At 65.7% G+C, this 25,730-nt stretch carries 19 protein-coding genes; 11 read left to right on the top strand and 8 right to left on the bottom strand.

Annotation, left to right across the window (positions count from 1 at the left end; all coding sequences use genetic code 11):
* Nucleotides 1-75 precede the first annotated feature (75 nt).
* Complete coding sequence (locus SPHN_RS08295) at nucleotides 76-1,251, bottom strand: glycosyltransferase (protein WP_248522668.1); 1,176 nt, start codon at nucleotides 1,249-1,251, stop codon at nucleotides 76-78.
* Nucleotides 1,252-1,561: 310 nt separating this feature from the next.
* Complete coding sequence (locus SPHN_RS08290; protein ID WP_248522667.1) at nucleotides 1,562-2,386, bottom strand: class I mannose-6-phosphate isomerase; 825 nt, start codon at nucleotides 2,384-2,386, stop codon at nucleotides 1,562-1,564.
* Between the two features lie 146 nt (nucleotides 2,387-2,532).
* Between SPHN_RS08290 and SPHN_RS08285 the strand changes: the two genes are divergently transcribed.
* Together SPHN_RS08285 and recN are read left to right on the top strand one after the other, a co-directional pair.
* On the top strand, nucleotides 2,533-3,495 hold the full coding sequence (locus SPHN_RS08285; RefSeq protein WP_248522666.1) for an outer membrane protein assembly factor BamD: 963 nt from the start codon (nucleotides 2,533-2,535) through the stop codon (nucleotides 3,493-3,495).
* Between the two features lie 83 nt (nucleotides 3,496-3,578).
* A complete protein-coding gene (recN, locus tag SPHN_RS08280; RefSeq protein WP_248522665.1) occupies nucleotides 3,579-5,243 on the top strand; it encodes a DNA repair protein RecN in 1,665 nt (554 codons plus the stop codon).
* 164 nt (nucleotides 5,244-5,407) lie between these two features.
* Here the strand turns inward: recN and SPHN_RS08275 are convergent, their stop codons facing one another.
* Nucleotides 5,408-6,187 (bottom strand): class II aldolase/adducin family protein, encoded by a 780-nt coding sequence (locus SPHN_RS08275; RefSeq protein WP_248522664.1) that lies wholly within the window; start codon nucleotides 6,185-6,187, stop codon nucleotides 5,408-5,410.
* A 97-nt stretch (nucleotides 6,188-6,284) separates the two neighbouring features.
* Here SPHN_RS08275 and SPHN_RS08270 point away from each other — a divergent pair, with 97 nt between their 5' ends.
* Entirely contained in the window at nucleotides 6,285-6,953 is a 669-nt protein-coding gene (locus SPHN_RS08270) for a Crp/Fnr family transcriptional regulator (protein WP_248522663.1), read from the top strand.
* 156 nt (nucleotides 6,954-7,109) lie between these two features.
* Here SPHN_RS08270 and SPHN_RS08265 read toward each other — a convergent pair whose 3' ends face one another.
* Nucleotides 7,110-8,093 (bottom strand): SDR family oxidoreductase, encoded by a 984-nt coding sequence (locus SPHN_RS08265; protein ID WP_248522662.1) that lies wholly within the window; start codon nucleotides 8,091-8,093, stop codon nucleotides 7,110-7,112.
* Between the two features lie 115 nt (nucleotides 8,094-8,208).
* Between SPHN_RS08265 and ligA the strand changes: the two genes are divergently transcribed.
* From ligA to SPHN_RS08235, 6 genes are all read left to right on the top strand, one after another.
* Nucleotides 8,209-10,389: an NAD-dependent DNA ligase LigA gene (ligA, locus tag SPHN_RS08260; RefSeq protein ID WP_248522661.1), complete on the top strand. Its 2,181-nt coding sequence runs from the start codon at nucleotides 8,209-8,211 to the stop codon at nucleotides 10,387-10,389.
* A gap of 211 nt (nucleotides 10,390-10,600) precedes the next feature.
* Nucleotides 10,601-13,900, top strand: coding sequence for a TonB-dependent receptor (locus SPHN_RS08255; RefSeq protein WP_248522660.1), 3,300 nt, complete (start codon nucleotides 10,601-10,603; stop codon nucleotides 13,898-13,900).
* Nucleotides 13,901-14,036: 136 nt separating this feature from the next.
* Nucleotides 14,037-15,167, top strand: a complete 1,131-nt coding sequence (locus SPHN_RS08250; protein WP_248522659.1) for a sensor histidine kinase — start codon at nucleotides 14,037-14,039, stop codon at nucleotides 15,165-15,167.
* Nucleotides 15,164-15,961, top strand: coding sequence for a LytR/AlgR family response regulator transcription factor (locus SPHN_RS08245; protein ID WP_031393111.1), 798 nt, complete (start codon nucleotides 15,164-15,166; stop codon nucleotides 15,959-15,961). The genes SPHN_RS08250 and SPHN_RS08245 overlap by 4 nt, the downstream gene beginning before the upstream one ends.
* A 194-nt stretch (nucleotides 15,962-16,155) precedes the next feature.
* A complete protein-coding gene (locus SPHN_RS08240; protein ID WP_248522658.1) occupies nucleotides 16,156-17,172 on the top strand; it encodes a cell wall hydrolase in 1,017 nt (338 codons plus the stop codon).
* Between the two features lie 373 nt (nucleotides 17,173-17,545).
* The gene (locus SPHN_RS08235; protein WP_248522657.1) at nucleotides 17,546-19,414 is read left to right on the top strand and encodes an ABC-F family ATP-binding cassette domain-containing protein; all 1,869 of its coding nucleotides are present in this window, start codon (nucleotides 17,546-17,548) and stop codon (nucleotides 19,412-19,414) included.
* A gap of 150 nt (nucleotides 19,415-19,564) precedes the next feature.
* Here SPHN_RS08235 and SPHN_RS08230 read toward each other — a convergent pair whose 3' ends face one another.
* The gene (locus tag SPHN_RS08230) at nucleotides 19,565-19,882 is read right to left on the bottom strand and encodes a DUF3297 family protein (protein WP_248522656.1); all 318 of its coding nucleotides are present in this window, start codon (nucleotides 19,880-19,882) and stop codon (nucleotides 19,565-19,567) included.
* Between the two features lie 108 nt (nucleotides 19,883-19,990).
* Nucleotides 19,991-20,383, bottom strand: a complete 393-nt coding sequence (locus tag SPHN_RS08225; protein ID WP_248522655.1) for a hypothetical protein — start codon at nucleotides 20,381-20,383, stop codon at nucleotides 19,991-19,993.
* Nucleotides 20,384-20,592: 209 nt separating this feature from the next.
* On the opposite strand from SPHN_RS08225, the gene SPHN_RS08220 reads away from it, so the two are divergent.
* On the top strand, nucleotides 20,593-21,270 hold the full coding sequence (locus tag SPHN_RS08220) for a L,D-transpeptidase family protein (protein WP_248522654.1): 678 nt from the start codon (nucleotides 20,593-20,595) through the stop codon (nucleotides 21,268-21,270).
* Nucleotides 21,271-21,403: 133 nt separating this feature from the next.
* Complete coding sequence (locus SPHN_RS08215; protein ID WP_248522653.1) at nucleotides 21,404-22,396, top strand: GGDEF domain-containing protein; 993 nt, start codon at nucleotides 21,404-21,406, stop codon at nucleotides 22,394-22,396.
* 301 nt (nucleotides 22,397-22,697) lie between these two features.
* Here SPHN_RS08215 and typA read toward each other — a convergent pair whose 3' ends face one another.
* Together typA and SPHN_RS08205 are read right to left on the bottom strand one after the other, a co-directional pair.
* Nucleotides 22,698-24,542, bottom strand: coding sequence for a translational GTPase TypA (typA, locus tag SPHN_RS08210; protein ID WP_056674093.1), 1,845 nt, complete (start codon nucleotides 24,540-24,542; stop codon nucleotides 22,698-22,700).
* A 197-nt stretch (nucleotides 24,543-24,739) separates the two neighbouring features.
* Entirely contained in the window at nucleotides 24,740-25,705 is a 966-nt protein-coding gene (locus SPHN_RS08205) for a hypothetical protein (protein ID WP_248522652.1), read from the bottom strand.
* Between the last annotated feature and the right edge of the window lie 25 nt (nucleotides 25,706-25,730).

The following is a 25,730-nucleotide window of genomic DNA, read 5'->3' as shown; positions in this document are numbered from 1 at the left end:
TGAATCCGCTGTTCCGTGTCCTCCCCCTCCGTCACCTTCGGTGCCACCTCCCCCTAGCGGGGGAGGATCGATCATTTATCGTTGATCCGCGACCAGCTTCGCGAGGTGCTCGTAGAGCGCGGCGGTGTTGGCTTCCCACGTGAACGGGGCGGCGACGGCGCGCGTTGCTGCTTGGGTCGGCGGGTCCGCAAGAAGATCGCCGATCGCAGCTGCGAACGCGAGCGGATCGCCGATCGTCACGCGGCCGGCATCGGGTGCGGTCACGACCTCGCGTGCGCCACCCGCATTGGTGATGACGATCGGCGTACCGCAGGCCAGCGACTCCACCCAGACGTTGGCAAGTCCTTCCGAACTGGAGGCCAGCGCGCCAACATCGGCAGCGGCGATCAATTGCGGCAAGTCTGCGTGCGGCACGGCGCCCAGCAGCCGGATGCGGTCGCCCACGCCGAGCCGGGCGATCAACGCTTCCAGGCTGGCGCGCGCGGGTCCGTGCCCGGCGATCAGGAGGGTGACCCCGGGTAACGCGGCGACCGCCTCGATGACGATGTCGTGGCCCTTGCGCGGCAGGAGTCCGCCGATGGCGATCACCAACGGACCACGGACATCGAGCTTGGCCTTGGCCGATGCACGGTCGTCGACGGGGCGGAAGCGGTCCTGGTCGACACCGGTATAATGGACCGTGATCCGCTCGGCGGGCATGCCGAGCGCAACCATGTCGGCCTTCATCGCCTTGCTGACCGCGAGCACGCCCGCGGCGCCCTGCCCGGCCCTGCGAACCTGAGCGGCGGTGGCAGGCGCCTCGCCCCAATGGTGGATGTCGGAGCCGCGCGCCTTGATCGAGACGGGGACGCCGTAGCGCCTGCCGAGCGCTACGGCGGCGGGGCCGTCGGGGAAGAAGAACGACGCGTCGATCACGTCGAACGCGAAGTCTGCACGGATCGCGTCGAGCACGGGCACGAGCGCGCGTTCCAGCGCGGCGGCGTGGTGGCGCCCTTTGGTGAACGGGAGCGCGGTGAAACGCGGGCGGTGGACATCGACGCCCTTCCAGGTTTCGCGCATCGGGAGGGTAGCGAGGCTGGCATAGTGGCCGATGCGGCGGAGGGGGCCCGGGGGTAGGCCGACCGGTGCTATTGCCACCAGCGACACGCCGGGGTGCGCGGCCAGGCCTAGCGTCTGGCGTTCGACGAAGACGCCGAAATTGAGGCGGGTCGCGTCGGGGAACAGCGTCGATAGGGTGAGGATGCGGAGCATGTCGCGGGGGTATAGCGGGGCGCGGGTTAATTGCGGGTGAGTTTGGGGGTGTTCCCCCCTAGCTTTCCACCCTGGCGGAGGTCGGGGCCCAATTGGAAAGGTGCAAAAAACAGGGTGCCGCGAGCTATTAGCAACGTTCCCCAACTGGGTCCCGGTCTTCACCGGGGTGGTTGCCCTCGGGAATGGCGCGCGTCCGAACCATAATGTTTCCCCGCGAAGGCGGGGACCCAGACTGGGCTCCCGCCTTCGCGGGAGAACACGGAGGAGTGGAACGGGCTCCCCCTCCCCCCTCGTTCGGTCTATCCCTTGCTCAAATCCGCTTTGCCAGGGGATACGCGAACAACACATCCGCATCCGCGCTCGTCGAGACCGTCTCGCTCCCCGTCATCGTCGCGCATTCGCCAGCCTTGAACGCGACGCCTGCGACATCGCCCGAGCCGGTGATCGGGATCACCCAGCCGGTGGTGCCCTCGGGCAAATTGACCACATGGTCGCCGCCCTTCCAGCGTTCGAGCACGAACTTCGGCCCCTCGACCATGATCGTGCGGCCCGTCTCGATCTCGATCGGCGGCGCGACAGGGACATACGGGGTCGGGTCGGCGACTTCGACACCGTCGTCGAGATGCAGTTCGCGATCGCTGCCGTAATCGTACAGGCGGTAGGTCGTCTCGGAGTTCTGCTGCACCTCGATCACGGTCAGACCGCCGCCGATCGCGTGAATCGTGTCGGACGCGCAATACATGAAGTCGCCAGGCTTAACCGGCTTCCAGTCGAGCTTGTCCTCGATCGTGCCGTCGATCGCCGAGGCACGCAGTTCGTCCTTCGACATCGGCTGCTTCGTGCCGACCGCGATCGTCGAGTCTGGCTCGGCGGCGAGGATCGTCCAGCACTCGTCCTTGCCGCGCGGCAGGCCGCGCTCATGCGCCTGGTCATCGTCGGGATGGACCTGCACGGACAGCTTTTCACTGGTGAACAGATACTTGATCAGCAGATCGGGCGTGGTGTTGCCGGGCTCCTGGAACCAGACTTCGCCGATCGGCGGCGAACCTGCGGCCGGATCCTCGAAACCGGGCCAGAGCGTGTCGCGACCCCAAGGCTTCTCGACGCGGTGGGTGTGCAACAATGTGGCCGGCATGACATGATCCTCGACGTGAATGGCGCTGCGAATGGCGAGCACCAACGCACGACTATTGCCGTGCGATCCGGCTCACGGAAAGGGGCAAGACCCGCCCGGCGAAAAGGATTGTTCGTGGCTATCCGCTTACGCTAAGGATCACGCCGATGCGTATCACCCAGTCTCGTGCCCTTGCGGTCACGCTCATCGCCGCGCTTGCGCTCCCCATGGCCGGTTGTGCGGGTGGCCGCGCCGCCAAGGGCGATCTGCCCTATGTCGCGCGCGATGTCGGCACGCTGTATTCGACCGCCAAGGCACGGCTCGATCAGGGGCGCTACAAGGAAGCGGCGCAGCTGTTCGACGAAGTCGAGCGCCAGCATCCCTATTCGATCTGGGCGCGCCGTGCGCAGATCATGTCGGCGTTCAGCTATTACCTCGCCAAGGACTACACCGCCTCGATCAGCTCGGCGCAGCGCTTCCTGGCGGTGCATCCGGGTAACCGCGACGCGCCCTACGCCTATTACCTGATCGCGCTCGGCTATTACGAACAGATCACCGACGTGACGCGCGACCAGAAGATCACGCGTCAGGCGCTCGATTCCCTCGGTGAGCTGATGCGCCGCTATCCCAATACGCGCTACGCGTCGGACGCGCGGCTGAAGATCGATCTGGTCAACGACCATCTCGCCGGCAAGGAGATGGAGATCGGGCGGTTCTACGAGACGCGCGGACAGTGGCTCGCGGCGAACGGCCGGTTCCGGACGGTGGTCGACAAGTTCCAGCAGACCACGCACACGCCGGAAGCTCTGATGCGGCTGACCGAGACGTATCTGCAGCTCGGCGTCCCGATCGAGGCCGAGAAGGCCGCCGCGGTGTTGGGACGCAACTATCCCGGCACCGACTGGTACGATCATGCCTACAAGCTGATGCAGGAACATCCGGTGAAACCGATCGCGCCGCTGGCACCGGGCGAACCGGTAGTGGCGTCGGGAACGGCCGGCACGCCGGGTACGGGTGTCCTCGAATTGCCCAAGGCAGCCGGCGACACCGACGGCTCCGCCGCCCGCGGGGTTTCGACCCCAGCACCGGTCGGTCCGGGCAGCGCGACACGGACCGGCCCTGGAAACTGATCGGCCCTGGGAACTGATTGCCGAACCTCGGGTGAGAACAATGGGGGATCAACTTCCCGTCCGGATCGTCTAAGACCCGCGGGATGCTGACCGATCTTTCCATTCGCGACGTGGTGCTGATCGAGGCGCTGGATCTGGGATTCGGCCAAGGACTCGGCGTGCTCACCGGCGAAACCGGGGCAGGCAAGTCGATCCTGCTCGATGCGCTGGGGCTCGCGCTGGGCGGACGTGGCGACAGCGGGCTGGTCCGTCATGGCGCCACGCAGGCCGTGGTGACCGCGACGTTCGACGCCCCTGCCCCCGATTCGCCGCTCGCGCTGCTGTTCGATGAGAACGGCGTGGAGATCGAGCGCGGCGAGCCGTTGATCGTGAAGCGCATCGTCAAGGCGGACGGCGGCAGTCGCGGGTTCGTCAACGACCAGCCGGCGTCGGCGGGGCTGCTGCGCGAGATGGCGCCGCATCTGGTCGAGATCCACGGCCAGCATGACGAGCGCGGGTTGCTGAATGCGCGCGGGCATCGCGCTTTGCTCGATATCTTCGGGCGGACCGAGCCTGGGGCTACGGCCAAGGCTTACGCCGGTTTTCGCGCGGCCGAGGCTGAACTCGCTGCGGCACGCGCGGATATCGAGACGGCGGCGCGGGATCGCGAATGGTTGGAGCACACCGTAGCCGAGCTGACGGCACTGGCACCCGTCGCGGGTGAGGAAGAGACGCTGGCGGATACGCGGCGCTCGATGCAGCGCGCGGAGAAGATCGCCGACGATCTGGCCGCGATCGACGATTTTCTCGAGGGCAAGGACGGCGGCATGGCGAAGCTGCGCCAGGCTGCGCGCGTGCTGGAACGGATCGCGGAGGATCATGTCGCGCTGGGCGAGGCGCTGGCAGCGGTCGACCGCGCGGTGATCGAGGCGTCGGTAGCCGAAGAGCAGTTGCGCGATGCGCGGGCGGAGCTGGCCTATGATCCGCGCGCGCTGGAGGATGACGAGGCGCGGTTGTTCGAGCTGCGGGCGATGGCGCGGAAGCATCGCGTGCAGCCGGACGATCTGGCGGCGCTGGCGGACGAGATGCGCGCGCGGCTGGAGCGGCTCGATGCGGGCGAAGGCGGAATTGCGGTGATCGAGGCGCGGGTGGCATCGGCGCGCAAGGCGTTTGACGTTGCCTCGGACGCACTGACCAAGCGCCGTCTGGCGGCGGCCAAGCGGCTCGATGTGGCGGTCGCAGGGGAATTGGCGCCGCTGAAGCTCGATGCGGCGCGGTTCCAGACCGTCGTCGCACCGCTCGGCGAAGAGGGCTGGTCGGCGGCGGGCAAGGACCGCGTCGAGTTCGAGATCTCGACCAATCCGGGCGCGCCGTTCGCAGCGCTGACCAAGATCGCGTCGGGCGGCGAATTGTCGCGGTTCATCCTCGCGCTGAAGGTGGCCTTGGCGGAAGAGGGCGGTGCGTCGACGATGGTGTTCGACGAGATCGACCGCGGCGTCGGCGGCGCGGTGGCGAGTGCGATCGGCGAACGTTTGGCGCGGCTGGCGCAGACCACGCAGCTGCTGGTGGTGACGCACAGTCCGCAGGTCGCGGCGCGCGGCGCAAAGCACCTGCTGATCGCCAAGAGCAGCGACGGGACGGTCACGCGGACCGGCGTGCGGGCGCTGTCCGAGGACGAACGCCGCGAAGAGATCGCGCGAATGCTGTCGGGCGCGCAGATTACGGATGAGGCGCGCGCGCAGGCGGAGCGGTTGCTCGAGCGGGCTTGAAGCGGAGCAAACGGTCGTTTGCGCACCCTTCCCCTCCCACTCCGGCGAAGGCCGGGGCCCAGTTGGGGGATGGTAGTTGGTAGATGCTGCGCTTCGTTACAGCAGCCTTGCCACCTGGGCCCCGGCCTTCGCCGGGGTGGCAGTTTTGCGGGCCCCGCTCCTGATCAATCGCGGTAGCTCGGGTCGATCCGGTCGAGTTTCCGCAGCAACGCCGGCCAGGCGAGACCGTCCGCCAGCATCCGCATGCCGGGACCGCTCGACTGGCCCTCGACCTTCTCTGCGACGCCCTGGTTGGGAGTGTTGAGATTCTCCCGACCGGCACTCAGCATCAGCACCTGCGCTTCGCACGCGCGCTCCAGAAAATACATGCGGAGGAACGCCTGCGGGATCGATTCGCCGACCGTCAGCGTGCCGTGGTTGCGCAGGATCATGCTGTGCTTGGTGCCGAGATCCTCGACCAGCCGCTCGCGCTCGTCGAGCTCGGTCGCGATACCTTCGAAGTCGTGATACGCGACGTCGTGCCCGGCGATCATCGCGGTCTGCGTGTGCGGGAGCAGCCCCTCCGCCATCGCCGACACCGCCTGGCCGTGCGGCGTATGCAGATGCAGCACCGCGACCGCGTCCTCGCGCGCGGCATGGACCGCCGAATGGATCACGAAGCCCGCACGGTTGACCGGCGCGGGCGTGTCCATGACCTTGTCGCCGTTCACGTCGATCTTGACCAACGACGACGCGGTGATCTCCTCGAACATGTGCGTGTAGGGGTTGATCAGGAAATGATGCTCGGGACCCGGCACGCGCGCCGACAGATGCGTGAAGATCAGGTCGTCCCAGCCGTAATGCGCGACGAGCCGATAGGCGGCGGCGAGGTCGACGCGGAGCGCCCATTCCTCGGGCGATACGAGATCGCGTATCGTCGGTTCGGTCCTGAGTGCGGTCGCCATCATCCATCTCCTATTATTATGGGCTTGGCATAGCATGGCGCAGGTCCCTGAAATGTCGCCAGATTGACAATCCCGGCGATCGGCCGACACTCTTGCGATGTCTTCGATCGATCATGCCCTGCTCGAATCCGACTCCTGGTTCGGTGCGGTGCCGGCCGAGCGGCGCGCGCTGTTGCTGGCGCAGGCGAGTGTGCGATCTGTCGCGGCGGGGACGCGGTTGTACGGCGTCGGCGACCCGCCCGATGGGCTGTGGGCGGTACTCGACGGGCAGGTCCGGCTGATCGGCTATCCCGCGGTCGGTGCCGAACTCGTGGTGCTGATGATGGGACCGGGAACCTGGTTCGGCGAGCTGTCGACGCTCGACGCCGGGCCGAGACCACATGACGCGGTCGCGTTCGGGCCGGCGCGCGTGCTGCATATCGGGATCGAGGCGTTCCGGCGGCTGGCGGGCGCCACGCCCGAATTATGGTGGGACATCGCGCTGCTGGCGTGCGCGCATCAACGCGCGTCGCTGGCGTTCATGATGAACACGCTGTCGCAACCGATCCCGGTGCGGCTGGCACGGACGTTGGCCGGCTTGGCGCGGGCGGCTGGCGGGACCAGCATCGAACTTCGCCAGGAGGATATCGCCGCGATGATCGGCGTGTCGCGACAGACGCTCAACAAGGCGTTGAAGGCGATGGAGCGCGAAGGAGTGATCGCGGTCGAGTATGCGCGGATCAAGGTGGTGGATGCAGACGGGCTGCGACGGCTGGGCACGGGCTGAGGCTTCACGCCTCATGAATACCACCCCGGCGGAGGCCGGGGCCCAATTGGGGGACGGTGGTAACGATGCACATTGCTCCGTTACTGCGACCTTTCCATTTGGGCCCCGGCCTTCGCCGGGGTGGAGTTGGAAGGATGGAGCGGTAGTGGCGCCCCCTTATAGCACCCCGCTGCCGCCCGTGGCCGCGAACGCGCTACCACTCGTAAAGCTCGTGCCCGTCTCCGCCAGCGTCACGAACAGCGATGCCAGTTCGGCGGGTTGGCCCGCGCGGCCGAGCGGGGTCTTCTGGCCGAACTCCCCCATCGTGCCGGGCAACTGGCCACCCGCGACCTGGAGCGGTGTCCAGACCGGGCCCGGCGCGACCATGTTGACGCGGATTCCCTTCTTGCCGAGCTGCTTCGCCAGCCCCTTGGTGAAGATCAGGATCGCGCCCTTGGTGGTTGCATAATCGAGCAGTTCCTCGCCCGGATCGACCGAGTTGACCGAGCCGGTGTTGATGATCGACGCGCCCGGCTTCATCAGCGGGATCGCCGCCTTGCAGAGGTGGAACATCGCATAGACGTTGGTCTTCATGGTCCGGTCGAACTGCTCGAAACTGATCTCGGCGATCGACGCCTTCGACTGCTGGTACGCGGCGTTGTTGACGAGGATGTCGAGCCCGCCGAGTTCACGCGCGGCGCGCGCGATCAGGTCGTTGCAAAATTTCGCGTCGGTCAGGTCGCCGGGGATCAGCACGACTTTCCGGCCCTCGGCGCGGAGCAGCTTCGCCACATCCTGCGCATCGGGCTCCTCGGTCGGGTAATAGTTGATTGCGACATCCGCACCTTCGCGCGAGAACGCGATGACCGCCGCGCGGCCTATCCCGGAATCACCACCGGTGACCAGCGCCTTGCGACCCGCCAAGCGTCCGGAGCCGCGATAGCTTGCCTCACCGCAATCCGGAACGGGGCGCATATCGCGCTGAAGTGCTGGCCATTTCTGGCGCTGTTCGGGGAAGGGCGTGGAAACGAAGCGCGTCTGCGGATCGGCGAGTGGCGCCTGCCCCGCCCCCGCCCCTTGCGCGAAAGCAGGCGCGGCAGCAGCGGCGAGGCCGGTGACGGCGGCGCCCTTGAAGAGATCTCGGCGGCTGGTGTCGGTCATGATGGCGCTTCCCGGAAAGATTGTCTTGGAATGTCAGCGCGCAAGTCGCGCGAATGTTCACGCCATCTTGATCCAGGTCTTGTCGAAAGACGCCCCCCTCCCCTAACCCGGCGCGATGACCGACCTTCCCGCGACCGAGACCGAAGCCGCCGCCGAGCTGGAGACGCTCGCCGCGCAGATCACGTATCACAACGCCCGCTATCATACCGACGACGCGCCCGAGATCAGCGATGCCGCGTATGACTCACTGGTGCGGCGCAATGCGGCGATCGAGGCGGCGTTTCCGGGGGCGGTTCGGAACGATTCGCCGAGCCGGACTGTGGGCGCGGCACCCGCCGGGCATCTGGCCAAGGTCGCGCATGCCAAGGCGATGATGAGCCTCGACAACGCGTTCGCGGACGAGGAGGTCGAGGAGTTCGTCGCGCGTGTGCGCCGCTTCCTGAAGCTGGCGGAGGAAGTGCCGGTGGCGCTGACCGCGGAGCCGAAGATCGACGGGCTGTCGTGTTCGCTGCGGTATGAGGACGGGCGGCTCGTGCAGGCGCTTACCCGGGGTGACGGACAGGTCGGCGAGGACGTCACCGCCAATGTCCGCACTATAAGCGACATCCCCACAACCTTGTTCTCCCGCGAAGGCGGGAGTCCAGACTGGGCTCCCGCCTTCGCGGGAGAACACGAGAGGGAGGGCATCCCTGCGATCTTCGAGGTTCGGGGCGAGGTGTATATGGCGAAGGACGACTTCGCCGCGCTCAATGCGCGCCTTCTCGCCGAGGCCGAGGATACGGGCAAGGAGGCGCGGCAGTTCGCCAATCCGCGCAACGCTGCCGCCGGATCGCTGCGGCAGAAGGATGCAAGCGTGACCGCGAGCCGGACGCTCCGGTTCCTGGCGCACGGCTGGGGCGAAGCCAGCGTCGTGCCGGGTGATACCCAGGCCGAGGTCGTCGACACGCTGCGCGGCTGGGGCTTCCCGATCGCCGAAGGGTTCGCGCGGGTCGAAGGGACGGCGGCGGCGCTCGACGTGTATCGGCGTATCGAGGCCGAGCGCGCCGACCTGCCGTTCGACATCGATGGCGTGGTCTACAAGGTCGATCGGCTAGACTGGCAGGCGCGGCTGGGTCAGGTCGCCAAAGCCCCACGCTGGGCGATCGCGCACAAATTCCCCGCCGAGCGCGCGCAGACGTTGCTCGAACGGATCGACATTCAGGTCGGCCGGACCGGCGCGATGACGCCCGTTGCGCGCCTCTCTCCCGTGACCGTCGGCGGCGTCGTCGTCACCAACGCGACCCTCCACAATGCCGACGAGATCGAGCGGCTCGGCGTGCGGCCGGGCGACCGCGTTCTCGTCCAGCGCGCCGGGGACGTGATCCCGCAAATCGTCGAGAACCTCACCCCGGACGCCGAGCGCGACGCTTGGATCTTCCCCCACACCTGCCCCGAATGCGCGTCGGCCGCCGAGCGCGAGGAGGGCGAGGTCGTCTATCGCTGCACCGGCGGGCTGATCTGCCCGGCGCAGCGGGTCGAGCGGCTGATCCACTTCGCCTCGCGCCACGCGTTCGACATCGGCGGGCTCGGCCAGACGCTGATCGAGGCGTTCTTCCGCGACGGGCTGATCGAGTCGCCCGCCGACATCTTCCGGCTGACCGAGGAGCAGCTCGCCGCGCGGAAGAAGGACGGGCGCGTGTGGGCGGCGAAGGTGATCGCGGCGATCGAGACCAAGCGGACCATCCCGCTCGACCGGTTCCTGTTCTCGCTCGGCATCCGCCACGTCGGCGAGATCACCGCGCGTGACCTTGCGCGACGCTATGTGTCGGCCAAGGCGCTGGGCTCGGTGTTGCGTCACGCGGTGTTCCTGCGCAGTCGGATCGAACCCGTGATCGGCGAACCCGAGCGCAAATTCGTGCTTCGTCGCGACAAGCTCCTGGTCGGTGCTATCGAGACTGCGGGGATCGGCCCCGAAGTCGCCAGCGCCATCGTCGGCTTCTGCGCCGAACCGCATAACCGCCGAGTCGTGTTCGACCTGTTGCGCGAAGTGACGCCCGCGGACGTCGTCCACGAGACCCGCGAATCGCCGGTGACCGGACGGATCCTCGTCTTCACCGGCAGCCTCGAAACGCTCAGCCGCGACGAGGCCAAGGCGCAGGCGGAGGCTTTGGGCGCGCGCGTCGCCGCGTCGGTATCGAGCAAGACCGGGCTCGTCATCGCCGGCCCCGGCGCCGGCTCGAAACTGAAGAAAGCCACCGAACTCGGGATCCGGGTGATCACCGAGGCCGAGTGGGCCGAGATCGTCGCCGCGAGCTGAGGCGGTTTGGGTGGGGCCGGATGGCATCGGTTCCATCGGGTCCGAAACGGTTTGGCTGCGTGGCTTTTTTGCAACGCGGCATGACCGAGTGTGTCTGTGACACTTCCGGACTCGCCAATGTCACATATCCGAAATATTCCCCGTGCAGGGCCGGATTAACACGACATGAAGTCGCGAAATCAGAGCCGCGGCTCAAAAGGGGTAATTACTGATGCGGAACAACCTTTTCCTGGGTGTGGCAGTCGTTGCGCTCGTCGCACCTGCCGCCGCCATGGCACAGGATACCACGGCGACGATTCGCGGTTCGGTGCAGTCCGCCGGCGCGCCCGTCAACGGCGCCACCGTCGTCATCACCAACGTTCCATCGGGTACGCGGTCGACCGCGACGACCGATGCCAGCGGGACGTTCGTCGTCACCGGCCTGCGCTCGGGCGGTCCGTTCACCGTCGACGTCACGTCGGCGCAGGGCAGCACCAGCGTCACCGACATCTTCACCGTCGTCGGCCAGCCCTTCGACCTGCCGATCGAACTCGCGGCAGGCGGCGACGCCACCAGCGACGAGATCGTCGTCACCGCATCGTCGATCCTCGGCGCCGGCACGTCGTCGGACGGCCCGCAGACGGTGCTCAGCGCGCGCGACATCAGCAAGGTCGCATCGGTCAACCGCGACATCCGCGACATCCAGCGCCGTGACCCCTTCGCCACGCTCGACCTGTCGAACAGCCGCGCCGTGTCGTTCGCCGGCAGCAACCCGCGCTTCAACCGCTTCTCGATCAACGGCGTGTCGGTCAGCGACAATTTCGGCCTGAATCCCGACGCCAGCCCGACCGCGCGCGGCCCGATCCCCTTCGACGCCATCGCGCAGGTCTCGGTCTCGATCGCACCGTATGATTTCCGCCAGGGCAATTTCCAGGGCGGCGCGATCGACGCGACGCTCGCCTCGGGCACCAATGATTTTCACGGCACCGGCTTCTATTCGCAGAACACCGATGGCCTGTACGGCGAGAAGATCGGGTCGTTCACGCGTCCTGCGACGAGCTTCAAATCCGAAACCTACGGTGCGACGCTGTCGGGCCCGATCATCAAGGACAAGCTGTTCTTCATGGTCTCTGCCGAGCGCAACACCGAAGCGCGCCCGCTGACGGTCGCTTCGCCGGCGCAGGTGCCATTCGGCCAGGGCAGCTTCCTGACGACGGCACAGGTCGACAACGTCGCCAACATCGCCCAGTCGGTCTATGGCTATGACGCGGGCGAGATCCTGTCGATTGCGCGGCAGAAGGACGAGAAGATCGTCGGCAAGCTCGACTGGAACATCACCGATGGCCAGAAGCTCGCACTGTCCTACGTCAACGCGTTCGACTCGTTCGTCGTCAGCGGCAGCAACTCGCAGTCGGTCACGACACCGGGCTTCTCGCTCGACTCGAACGGCTATGAACTCGGCGAATTGCTCCGCGCCGGTATCGCGCAGCTGAACTCGGACTGGTCCGACACGTTCTCGACCGAAGTCCGTGGTACGTACAAGAAGTATACCCGCACGCGCGATCCGCTGCGCGGCAATGATTTTGCACAGTTCCGTGTCTGCCTCGACCCAACCTCAGTCGGCACTGGCGGCCAGGCCCAGTCGTGCAGCACCGGCACCCCGGTCATCGCCTTCGGACCGGATGCCTCGAGCCAGTCGAACACCTTCGCGACCGAAACATTCGGTGGGTCGGCGTTGGCCAATGTCACGGTCGGCGACCACAGCATTCGCCTGCTCGGCGAATTCTCGCGCGTGACGATCAAGAACCTCTTCCTGCAGAATTCCGCCGGCGCGTATTATTTCGACTCGCTTGCCGATTTCCAGGCCCGTCGCGCGAACCAGGTCGTCTATCAGGACGCCGTGTCGCTCAACACCGACGATGCCGCAGCGGACTTCGGGTATCAGCAGTACACCTTCGGCGTGCAGGACAATTGGCGCGTCAGCGATACGCTGAACCTGACCTATGGCGCGCGCTACGACCTGTACGACATGCAGAGCCGCATCCCGTATAACGCCAACTTCCAGAACCGCGTCGGTTTTGCGAACACCAAGAACTTCAAGGGCCTGGGCGCGTTCCAGCCGCGTATCAGCTTCGACTTCAAGCCGCCGATCTCGCGTCTGAAGCTGCGTGGCGGTGCCGGCATCTTCGCAGGCGGCGCACCTGACGTGTACCTGTCGAACAGCTTCTCGAACACCGGCATCGTGACCAACTCCGTGACCGTCAACCGGACCCTGAGCGGCGCGTCGGCCTACAACCAGCCGGTCGCTGTAGGTGATGCCGCGCTCAACAACGTCAACGGCAGCGCAATTCCGACGGCGCTCGCGAATTATCTGTCGACCAACGTTGGTTCGCTTAGCACGGCCCCGGTCAATGCGATCGACCCGAGCTTCGATATTCCTTCAACGCTGAAGGCGACGTTCTCCGCAGATTATGATCTGTTCGGAATCGAGTTCGGCGCAGACTATATCTACTCGAAGGTCATCCAGCAGGTTCAGTTCAGCGACGCCCGCTCAGTGGTGATCGGCCGCCTGCCCGATGGCCGTCCACGGTATGGCGCGCGGACCAACGCCGGCGGGATCAGCGTCGTCGATCCGAACACGGATATCGTGCTGGGGAACACCAGCCGCGGCCGCGGTCATGTGTGGGACGTTCGTGCCTCCAAGACCTTCGACTGGGGCCTGTCGCTTGGCGGCAGTTACACTTGGCAGGACGTGAAGGACGCGACGCCGGCCACGTCGTCGACCGCACTGTCCAACTATGGCAATGCGGCGATGCTCGATCCGAACTTCGCGGCATATGGCCGGTCGAACGACGAGACCCGCTGGGCGTTCAAGTATAACATCGGCTTCGATCACGCGTTCTTTGGCGACTATCGTACCGCGATCCAGCTATTCGGCGAGACGCGTGCAGGTCGCAACTACAGCTTCACGATGATCGATCAGACCGGTGGCACCAGCACGCGGAGCGCAGTGTTCGGCACGTTGTCGAACAACGGTCGCTATCTGCTGTACGTGCCGACCGGCGCAAGCGATCCGATCGTCAGCTATGACAGCGAAGCAACGCGGACTTCGCTCGAGGGTCTGATCAATAGCACCGAGCTGAAGGATTATCGCGGCAAGATCGCGAACCGCAACATCGCACGTAGCCGCGCCTTCACGCGTATCGATCTTCATCTCGAACAGCAGGTTCCGACCTTTCTCGGCGGATCGCGCGTGACGATCTTCGGTGATATCGAGAACCTTCCGAACCTGCTCAACAGCAAATGGGGTGGTCTGCGCCAGCTCGCCTTCCCATCGACCGCTTCGGTGGTGCAGGTGCAGTGCCTTGCTGCCGCAACGCCGACCGGGACCACGGGTGTTGCCGCCACCAATGCTGGTCAGGCATGTGCGCAGTATCGCTACTCGTCGTTCCGCGAACCGAGCACCGCAGTTTCGCCGGTGTTCAACGGTTCGCTCTACCTGATCCGTATCGGCGCACGCTTCACGTTCTAAGCATCACGCCAGCCATCGGGTCGATCCAGGCCGCCGTTCCTTTCGGGGAGCGGCGGCCTTTTTCGTTCGAGACCGCATCCTGTCCGTGACGCTCGCTTTTGCGCACATCGCCGCCCGCGTGTAAGACCGCAGGCCGATGGCTCACTCTCCTGCCCCGCTCCCCGGCCAAACCCGGCGCCTGCCCTTCACCGCGCGACCGTTCTTCGAGAACAAGGCGCGCGCGTTCTGGATCCTGCAGGCGGTCGGGTGGAGCGGGTACCTGCTGTTGCGCGGGGTGGTGTCGATCTCGAACGGGCTGTCGCTCGACGGGGTGATCCCGGTGATCGTCGAGGCGATTGTCGGCTATTGCATCACGCTGCTGCTCTCGACGATGTACGGCCAGTATCGCCAGATGAACCGGCTGGTCGGGATCTTCCTGACGATCGCGACCCTCGCCGCAGCGACGTTCCTGTACGCGGTGCTCGACGCGTTCACCTTCTCGTTCATCGCGACCGCGACGCCAGGGGTGACACTGACGCGATTACTCGGCTCTGTGTATGTCACCTTCACGGTGCTGTTCGGCTGGTCGGCGCTGTATTTCGGAATCAACTTCTACCTGATCGTCGAGCAACAGATCGACCAGATGGAGCATCTCGAGAACCAGGCGTCGTCGGCGCAGCTGGCGATGCTGCGCTATCAGCTGAACCCGCATTTCCTGTTCAACACGTTGAACTCGATCTCGACGCTGGTGCTGCTGAAACAGACCGAACGGGCGAATGCGATGCTGAGCCGGCTGTCGTCGTTCCTGCGCTATACGCTGGCCAACGAGCCGACCGCGCACGTTACCGTCGCGCAGGAGGTGGACCAGCTGAAGCTGTATCTGGAGATCGAGAAGATGCGCTTCGAAGATCGGATGCGACCCAAATTCGACATCGATCCGCGCGCCGAACGCGCCCGGCTGCCCTCGCTGCTGCTGCAACCTTTGGTCGAAAACGCGATCAAATACGCCGTCACCCCGCAGGAAGAAGGCGCCGATATCTGCGTCGAAGTGCGGCTCGCCGGGGAACGCGTGCAGATCGCCGTATCCGACACGGGTCCGGGCTTGATCGAGGGGCGGATCGGGTCAAGCCATTCGACAGGCGTCGGGCTCGCTAATATTAGAGACAGGTTGGCTCAGGCATATGGGCCCGACCATCGTTTCGAAACGCGCTCCACGCCCGCTGGCGGATTCTCGGTCGAGATCGAAATTCCGTATCAGCTTGAAGACGTGAACAGAGAGGCCGCATGACCATCCGTACCATTCTCGTCGACGACGAGCCGCTGGCGATCCAGGGGCTGGAACTCCGACTCCAGGCCCATGAAGACGTCGAGATCATTGAAAAATGCTCGAACGGCCGCGAGGCGATTCGCGCGATCAAGACGCACAAGCCCGACCTGGTCTTCCTCGATATCCAGATGCCGGGGTTCGACGGGTTCTCCGTCGTGCAGGGCCTGATGGAGGTCGAGCCGCCGCTGTTCGTGTTCGTCACCGCGTATTCGGATCATGCCTTGCGGGCGTTCGAGGCGCAGGCGGTCGATTATCTGATGAAGCCGGTCGAGGAATCGCGGCTGGCCGATACTATCGAGCGGGTTCGGCAGCGACTGTCCGAAAAGCGCGGGGTCGAGGAGGTCGATCGGTTGCGCGAAGTGCTCGCCGATGTCGCGCCGGATGCGGCGGCGGACATGCCGGACGGCGATGCGGTGTCGGCGAACCGCTTCGAAAAGCTCATCAACATCAAGGATCGCGGGCAGATCTTCCGCGTCGATGTCGACACGATCGAGCGGATCGACGCGGCCGGCGATTACATGTGCATCTATACCGGCGACAACACGCTGATCCTGCGTGAGACTATGAAGGATCTGGAGAAGCGGTTGGATCCAAGGCGGTTCCAGCGCGTGCATCGGTCGACGATCGTGAACCTTGACCTGGTGAAGCAGGTCAAGCCGCATACCAATGGCGAATGCTTCCTGGTGCTGAACTCGGGGGCGAGCGTGAAGGTTTCGCGGTCGTATCGCGATGTGGTGGCGCGGTTCGTTCATTGAGGCTGACGCTTCCCGATCTCAAGCGCGCGACAAGTTAGGGCCACCCGTCATCCCGGCGAAAGCCGGGACCTCGCCGTTCCAAGGGTGCCCTTGCCGTACGAGGTCCCGACTTTCGTCGGGATGACGGGGGTCCGCTTCGTTAGTGAGCGCACCCCATTAACCAGTCCCTAAACCCCTCGGCCTAGACCGGGGGGATGAAGACGTCGGGTTACGGCCTGTATCCGCATGCGTTGATTAGCCTGCCTGCGTTGGTGATGGCGACGTCGTGCGTGCCAGCGGATCGACCCGCGGCAATTGCGCGGGTCCAGCCCGAGCGGAACTCCCGCGCGCTACTGAGCCGGATGGCGTTGCATGTGCCGGACGACATCTCGGCGAAGATTGCAACGGCTGCGCCTGATGCATCGTTTGCGGCAGCGGCTCCTTCGGTTGCACCGCCCTTTCTAACCTCACAGTCGGTCGATGACGCGAGCCGTGCGGCCGACTGCCTGACCGCCGCCGTGTATTACGAGGCACGGTCGCAATCGGAGGATGGCCAGCGGGCGGTGGCGCAGGTGGTGTTGAACCGGGTGCGTGACCGGGCTTTTCCGAACAGCGTTTGCGGGGTCGTGTATCAGGGCGCGGAGCGGCGTACGGGGTGCCAGTTCAGCTTCACCTGCGATGGCTCGATGAACCGTTCGCGGGAGGTTGGGGCCTGGGACCGGGCGCGTGCGGTTGCTGCGGCGGCGCTTGCCGGAAGCGTTTACGCGCCGGTCGGGGCAGCGACGTCGTTTCACACGACCAGCATCCTGCCGTGGTGGGCGTCGAGCCTGGCGCGGATTACGACGGTCGGGGCGCATGTGTTTTATCGCTGGCAGAGGGCGCTGGAGCGGGCGCTGACGTTTCGGCAGGCTTATGCCGGGGTGGAGCCTGGGGTTCGGGGTGTTGGTTTGCCGAGCGGTGGTGGCGTGGCGGTGGCCGCGGCGCAGGTTGCTGGCGTTTCGGTGCATTATGGGAATCGCGATGATGTTGCGGACTCGGGTGCGGTGCCGGCTGATGTGCTGCACGGGGTGACGGTGCACCGGGGGGTGCCGCGTTCTGGCTCGACCATGCCGGGTGCTGTGGTTGTGCAGACGAGGTTGGTTTCTGGAGTGCGGATTCATGTCGGGGGGCGGGCTGCTGTGATGCTCGGCAACGGTGAAAGCGCCGACGCGGTCGTTTCGGACGAAACCTGACCTACCCACAGCACCACCCCGGCGGAGGCCGGGGCCCAATTGGAAAGGTGGTCGTAACGGGGCGCCGTCCATCGGTAACGACGTTCCCCAATTGGGCCCCGGCCTCCGCCGGGGTGGTGGCATATATTACCGACGGATCCGCGCTCGATCCTCCCCCGCAAGGTGCAGGTGGCTGGCGCTTGCCAGACGGAGGGGGAGGTTAGAGACGGCCGCTGTTCCGTATCCTCCCCCTCCGTCGCCTTCGGCGCCACCTCCCCCTAGCGGGGGAGGATTCAGAAAGAACGTCGGATCCGGGATCAGCCCGCGATCGACCTGCATACGCGCCCTTCCCCTCCCCTCGCAAAACCATGCTGCATCTGCTAACGGCAACCCCATGCTGAACCTGAACAATATCACGGTGCGCCTGGGCGGACGCGTTATCCTCGATGGCGCCACCGCCGCGTTGCCGCCGGGCTCGCGCGTCGGGCTGATCGGGCGCAACGGCGCCGGCAAGTCGACGATGGTGCGCGTGATCGCAGGACAGCTCGAGCCCGACGACGGCTCGGCCGACATGCCGAAGGGCGCGCGGATCGGCTACCTCGCGCAGGAAGCGCCGCACGGCGTGAAGACGCCGTTCGAGACCGTGCTCGAAGCCGATCTGGAGCGCGCCGCGCTGATGATCGAGAGCGAGACGAGCGCGGATCCCGACCGGCTCGGCGACGTGTACGAGCGGTTGATCGCGATCGACGCCTACACCGCGCCCGCACGCGCCGCGCAGATCCTGCTCGGCCTCGGCTTCGACGAGGACATGCAGGCGCGCACGCTCGACAGCTTCTCGGGCGGCTGGAAGATGCGCGTCGCGCTCGCTGCGCTGCTGTTCTCGCAGCCGGACCTGCTGCTGCTCGACGAGCCTTCAAACCATCTCGATCTCGAGGCGGTGATGTGGCTCGAGGACTTCCTCAAGGGCTATAAGGCGACGATCGTGGTGGTCAGCCACGAGCGCGATTTCCTCAACAACGTGGTCGATCACATCCTGCATCTGCAGGGCGGCAAGATCACGCTGTATCCGGGTGGCTACGACGCGTTCGAGCGCCAGCGTGCCGAGCGGCTTGCGCAGATCGAGGCGGCACGCGCCAACCAGGCGGTGCAGCGCGAGAAGCTCCAGGAATATATCGCCAAGAATTCCGCGCGCGCCTCGACCGCGAAGCAGGCACAGTCGCGGCAGAAGATGCTGTCGAAGATGCAGCCTATCGCGGAGAGCTATAACGATCCGACGTTGTCGTTCGGCTTCCCGAATCCGACCGAGCTGCGCCCGCCGTTGATCACGCTCGACATGGCGACGGTGGGCTATGCCGACGTGCCGATCCTGAAGCGGCTCAACATGCGGCTCGATCCCGATGACCGGGTCGCGCTGCTCGGGCGCAACGGCAACGGCAAGACCACGCTCGCGCGGCTGCTGGCGGCGCAGTTGACGCCGATGGACGGCGAGATGTCGTCGTCGGGCAAGATGAAGGTGGGGTATTTCACGCAGTATCAGGTCGAGGAACTCGATCCGACCGATTCGCCGATCGAGCATATGTCGCATCTGATGAAGGGCGCGACGCCGGCTGCGGTGCGCGCGCAGTTGGGGCGGTTCGGGTTCTCCGGCGACAAGGCGACGACCCGGGTCGGCAAGCTTTCGGGCGGCGAACGCGCGCGTCTGGCGCTGGCCTTGATCACGCGGGATGCGCCGCATCTGCTGATCCTCGATGAGCCTACCAACCATCTGGACGTCGATGCGCGCGAGGCTTTGGTGCAGGCGCTGAACGCCTATACCGGCGCCGTCGTGCTGGTCAGCCATGACCGGCACATGCTGGAGCTTACTGCGGATCGGCTGGTGCTGGTCGACGACGGGACGGCGAAGGAATTCGACGGCAGCCTCGACGATTACATCGCGTTCGTCCTGAAGGGCGATGGCGGCAAGGGCGATGCGGCGTCGAAAGCCGACAAGAAGGCGGGCAAGAAGGCCGCGGCCGAGGCGAAGAGCAACGACGCGGCTTTGCGGAAGGCTCTGCGCGAGATCGAGGAGCAGACCGCGAAGTTCACCAAGGAGCGTAACGCTCTGGATCGCGCGATGGTCGATCCGGCGAACGCGGAGCCGCGGTTTTCGCGGATGTCGATGGGGGATCTGAGCAAGCGTCGCGCGGAAGTGCATGCGAAGCTGGAGGTTAGCGAGGCGAAGTGGCTGGAGGCTAGTGAGGCTTTGGAGGGCGTGGAGGCTTAAGCCACGTCTAAGCCTGGGCTCCCCCCGCCCCCGTTATCCCAGCGAAAGCTGGGATCTCCCCGTTCGGAGTCGCGCCGTCCGCCAACCGGGATACCCCAGCTTTCGCTGGGGTGACGGAATTTGGCTGCGGTGACTGCTTGGGAGGCTGGCTCAGCCCTCGTCTTCGTCCGTCGCCGCCGGACGCTCGAACCAGGCCTCAACCGGCCCAACCAGCTTGAGCGTCAGGGGATTGCCGTTGCGATCCACCTTCTTGCCGAGCGCGACTCGAATCCAGCCTTCCGAGATGCAATATTCCTCGACGTCGTGGCGGACCTTGTCCTTGAACCGGATGCCGATGCCGCGCTCGAGCAGCTCCTGCTGGAAGAACGGGCTGCGCTGGTTGATCGAGAGGCGATCGGGGGGCGTGTCGCCGGTTGCGGCCGGGGTGGCGGCGGCTTCGGTCTCGAGGGTGTTGGGCGTGTCGGTCATGGTCGCGCGTCTAGCGGCAAGCGCCCGCCCCGCGCCAGAAAAAAGGCACCTGACGCAAAAGAGGCGCCGGGAATCCTCCCGACGCCTCCCTGCGATCGTTCGATCGGATCAGCTGCAGACCTGCACCGATACCCGGTCGCCGTAATAGGGGTCGACCCGCCACTCGTTCCAGCACCGCGGACGATAATCCTCGCGGTAGTAGGTGCGTACCGGCGGGTTGTAATAGGCCACCGGCGGTGGGGCGTAGTAGCCACCATTGTAATAACCGCGGTCGTAATAGCGGTTGCGGTTGTTGCTGCTGGCGATCGCTGCGCCGACGCCCAGGCCCAGGATACCGCCGAGTACGGCTGCGCCGGCTGCGTTACCGCCGCCACGATGACCGTGCCAGCCGCGACCATAGCCGCCGCGACCCCAACGCTGTGCATCGGCCGGTACCGCGGCTGTCAGCGCGGTCGCTGCAAGGGCTACCCCCAAACCTGCCTTCTTCAAAAATCCGTTCATCTTCCGAACTCCGTTACTGATTACGCCCGGTCCGCCTGGGACAAACGCATAAGTGTCCGACCGTGTTTCAGGCCCTAGGCGATTCGGCCTGAACTGGTTCGGAACGGGTTGTTAACCCACGGTATAGCTGGGGGAGAGGGTCCCGGGCGGGGACTCAGGCGCGTGCACCCGGTTGGGTATTGTTCACGAATATCGGCTAGAGTTGTGGGATGCGCAAAACCATGACGACGCGAGCGATCGCTTTTGCCGTTCTTGGCGGAAGTGCGGTGCTGATCGGCGGGCTGGCCTTGTCGGGATCGCCGGTGATGGTGCGCGCGACGGAAGCGCCTGTGCAGGTGGTCAAGGCGCAGGTCGCGCCGCCTGCCCCTAAACCTTCGACTGTCTTCGCCCCTGTCATCGCCGCCGCGGCGGAGCCGGACGAGGGGTATGTCGTGAAGCGGGTGCTGGATGTGCCCGAGCCGCTGCGCCACGGCGCCTATTACTGGGATACGGAAGGCGTGCCCGAGGGGCCGATCGTAATCACCGTCGATCTGGTCGCGCAGACCTTGTCGATTTTTCGCGCCGGGTACGAGATCGGGACGGCTGCGGTGATCTATGGCGCGGACGAGAAACCGACGCCGCTGGGGGTGTTCAAGATCACCCAAAAGGACGCGCATCATGTGTCGAACCTCTACGGCGCGCCGATGCCGTACATGCTGCGGCTTACCAATGACGGGATTTCGATCCATGGCAGCGCGTTGATGGAGGGGAAATATGCCACGCATGGTTGCGTCGGGGTGCCGACCGCGTTTGCCAAGCTGATCTTCGGACAGGTGAAGCTCGGCGACCGCGTGATCGTCACGAGTGGCGAGATGTTGGCGCGCGGCGGGCGGATCACTGCTGCTTGAGGCGGGCGAACCGTGATCGGTCTACCTTGTAAGCAACTAACACCCAAACTCGTTGTATCGCCATTCGCTCTTAACGGTTGAGCGAATATTCTCCTGCCATGGCAAAACGGGGCGGGCGAAACAGGCTCAAGGCATGACGACGACGATCGATATCTGGTCGCCGACGACGTCTGGAGAAACATTCGACAAGGCGGCGCTGATCGAACGCGCACTCGCGCTGGCGGGAATGGGAGCCTGGAGCTGCGATCTGGCGGATTCCTCGCTGCTGTGGACCGCAGGGATCTACGACCTCTTCGGGCTGCCCGCGGACAAGCGGGTCGATCGGCGCGAGACCGTCTCTATGTACGCCGAGGAATCACGCGAGACGATGGAACGGGCACGCGCTCAGGCGATTGCGGATGCCGGGACGAGCGGCGACGCCAAGCAGGGCCGGTTTTCGGTCGATGCGGAGATCGTTCGGACCGATGGCACGCGGCGGTGGATGCGACTGACCGGCAATGTCATGGTCGAAGGCGGGCGGGCGCGTCGGCTTTATGGGCTCAAGCAGGACATCACCGAGGAGAAGCTGCGCTGGGAGGCGATGCGGCAGCTTGCCGAGCATGACGCGCTGACCGGGCTTGCGAGCCGCGCGGTGTTCCAGAGCCGGTTCCTCGATGCGCCCGCGGGCGGGTCCGGATTCGTGCCGCTGGGGGCGCTGATCCTGTTCGACGTGGATGGCTTCAAGCAGGTCAACGACCGATTTGGGCATGCCGCCGGCGATGCGTGCCTGCGGGTGGTGGCGAAGCGGCTGGCGGCGGGGTTTCCCGATGCGCCGATGATCGCGCGGATCGGTGGCGACGAGTTTGCGGTGCTGGTCGGCGCAGAAACGCTGGGCGCGGCGCTCGAACTGCGACTCGCTGCGGCACTGGCCGATCTGCGGATGCCGATCGCGTGGGCGGGCGAGATTCTGCGGGTTGGTGCGTCGGCGGGGATCGCGGCGGCGGGCGATGCCTACGCCTATGATGCGGAGGCGATGTTCGCGGTGGCGGATGCGGCGTTGTACGCGGCGAAGACGGCGGGGCGGAACACGTTCCGGGTCGGGGCACCGGGTGGCGGGGTTAAGCGGGTGATGCGGCTGATCGGGTGATTTTGCGATCCTCCCCCGTCAGGGGGAGGTGGCGCCGAAGGTGACGGAGGGGGAGGGCACGGGACCGAGGTTGCCCTTACCGCCCCCTCCGACTGGCAAGCGCCAGCCACCCCCCCTGGCGGGGGAGGATCGAAGGAGGCCCCCTTCGCCTAGGTTTCAGCACAAACAAAAAGGGCCGGAGGTTTCCCCCCGACCCTTCTGCATTTCTGGCCCAGCGCGCCGCGGCAAAGCCGCGTCGTCGGACCTCGCCTGAGCGAGACCGGCCGAGCTTGTAAGCTTGGCCGGCTTCGCCGTGTCAGGCTTACGCGCTCTGCTTAGCCCGGCTAGCCCGCTTGCGCTCGTTCGCATCCAGGAAGCGCTTGCGCAGGCGGATCGACTTCGGCGTGACTTCGACCATCTCGTCGTCGTCGATGTAGGCGATCGCCTGCTCCAGCGTCGCACGCTTCGGCGGGGACAGGCGGACTTGGTCGTCCTTGCCGCCCGAGGCGCGGAAGTTGGTCAGCGCCTTGGTCTTCATCGGGTTGACCTCGAGGTCGTCCGGCTTGGCGTTCTCGCCGACGATCATGCCCTCATAGAGTGCCTCGCCGTGGCCCACGAACAGGATGCCGCGCTCTTCGAGCGGACCCAGTGCGTAGTTGTTCGCCTCGCCCGAACCGTTCGAGATCAGCACGCCGTTCTTGCGGCCTTCGATCTGGCCCTTGTGCGGACCATACTTCTCGAACAGCCGGTTCATGATCCCCGTGCCGCGCGTGTCGGACAGGAACTCACCATGATAGCCGATCATCCCGCGGCTCGGCGCCGAGAAGGTGATGCGGGTCTTGCCACCGGTCGACGGACGCATGTCGGTCATCTCGGCCTTACGGATGTTCATCTTCTCGACGACGGTGCCCGAATGCTCCTCGTCGACGTCGATGATGACGGTCTCGTACGGCTCGGTCTTCTTGCCGTCCTCGTCCTCGCCGAACAGCACGCGCGGACGCGAGATGCCGAGCTCGAAGCCTTCGCGGCGCATCGTCTCGATCAGCACGCCCAGCTGAAGCTCGCCACGACCGGCGACTTCGAAGCTGTCCTTGTCGGCCGCCTCGGTCACCTTCACGGCGACGTTCGACTCGGCTTCGCGGAACAGGCGCTCGCGGATCATGCGCGACGTCACCTTGGTGCCCTCGCGGCCCGCCATCGGCGAATCGTTCACGGCAAAACGCATCGACAGCGTGGGGGGATCGATCGGCTGCGCGTGCAGCGGTTCGGTCACCGTGATGTCGGCGATCGTGTCGGCGACCGTGGCCACCGAAAGCCCTGCGAGCGAGATGATGTCGCCGGCCTTGGCTTCGTCGACCGGCACGCGGTCGAGACCGCGGAACGACATGATCTTGGACGCACGACCCGTCTCGATGATCTTGCCGTCATTATCGAGCGCGTGAATCGCCTGGTTGGTCTTCACGGTACCCGAATTGACGCGACCGGTGAGGACGCGGCCGAGGAACGGATCGCGGTCGAGCAGCGTGACGAGGAAGGTGAACGGCACGCCGGCGACTTCCACGGCGGGAGGCGGCACGTGCTTCACGATCGTCTCGAACATCGGGATCAGCGTGCCTTCGCGCGCGTCCATGTCGGTCGAGGCATAGCCGTTGCGGCCCGATGCGTAGAGCACGGGGAAATCGAGCTGGTCGTCGTTCGCGTCGAGCGACACGAAGAGGTCGAACACTTCGTCGAGCACTTCCTGGATGCGCGCGTCGTTACGATCGACCTTGTTGACGACGACGATCGGCTTCAGGCCGAGTGCCAGCGCCTTGCCGGTGACGAACTTGGTCTGCGGCATCGCGCCTTCCGACGAATCGACCAGCAGGACGACGCCGTCGACCATCGACAGGATGCGCTCGACTTCGCCGCCGAAATCGGCGTGGCCGGGCGTGTCGACGATGTTGATGCGGATGCTCTCGGACTCGCCGGGAGGGGTCCAGTCGACCGAGGTCGGCTTGGCGAGAATGGTGATGCCACGCTCTTTTTCGAGGTCGTTCGAATCCATTGCGCGCTCTTCGACGCGCTGGTTGTCGCGGAAGGTGCCGGACTGGCGGAAGAGCTGGTCGACCAGCGTCGTCTTGCCGTGATCGACGTGCGCAATGATCGCCACGTTGCGGAGGCTCATGAATGTATTCTCTTGAAACGAGGAACGGGGTTGGCGCGCGCCATAGCGTAATTGTTGCGCCGCGGGAAGAGTGGGTGGTGTTCGGGTCCTCCGCACCCCTCCCGTCATCCTGACGAAAGTCAGGACCCAGGGTAACAGAACGCAGCTTTTCTTGGCTCTGGGTCCTGACTTTCGTCAGGATGACGGAGCGTTTGCGGTCATCGGCGCCTGTATGGTCCGGCGGCGAGAATGACCCGAGGATCGCGGACCGCCAGCATCGCTCTCAATGCGGCGTGTTTGTCGGGCGCGGCGGCGTAATAACGCTGCCAGATCCGCAGGCCCATCCAATAGCCGAGTTCGGGTGGCCAGCCTGTGGGCGGCGTGGAGTAGTTGCCGATCCAACGCGCATAGGCCTTGGCTTCGGGCGAGCCTTCCTCGGGGTCGTCTTGGTCGGTGAGCTTGCGAGTGAGCGCGATGTCGGCCTGCATCTGGCGCCAGAGTTCCGCCTCGCGCGGGGCGGCCCAGGCAGCGCGCGCGGCGTCCGGTTCCTCGCCGGTGACGAGTTGCGCGATGAAGTCGGCCGCGCCCTCGACGAGGATCGCGGTTAGCAACGGGTCGCGGGCGAGCGTCATGCCGGCGTCCTGCTGGAAGGAATGTACCGTCTCGTGTGCGAAGAAATGGCGCAGCGTCTGGCGGAGTTTCTCGGGCGTGGGCGACATGCGGCAGAGCACTTCGAGGCCGAGGACCTGCGCGCCGGGACCTGCAGTGCCGCCGGAATTGCCCGCGCCGAAGACTATATAGACTTGGGGCAGCTTCACGTCGGGGAGCGCGCCGTGGAGGCCGAGATAGATCGCGCGGAGATCGTCGGTGGCTGCCTTGGCGGCGGGGAGACAGGTCTTGATCGCCTGTGCGTAGCGGGTCGGGTTGGCGGCGATCGCGCGCGCGAGCGTGTCGGCGTCGACGATCCGGCCGGGGGTGAAGACGCCGATCCCAAAACTGCCCTTGTCGAGATAGTCGCGTTTCAGTTGTGCGGCGGTGGGTTTGCCTTTGGTCTTGGCGAAGAGGGTCGCGAAGCGGTCGGCGTCCTCGGTGTGGATCGTGGCGGTTAGCGGGTCCGCTGGCGGGGGATGATTCGTGGCGGCCGCGGGGAGGAGGGCGAGCGCGAGGATCAGCGGGCGGAGCATGGTGTAGAGTATCGCGTGTTTGCCG

The organism is Sphingomonas faeni (assembly GCF_023195535.1).
Classification (GTDB): Bacteria; Pseudomonadota; Alphaproteobacteria; order Sphingomonadales; family Sphingomonadaceae; genus Sphingomonas; species Sphingomonas faeni_B.
Note: the sequence above shows the minus strand (reverse complement) of the source record. Positions and strands in the feature narration are given on the sequence as shown.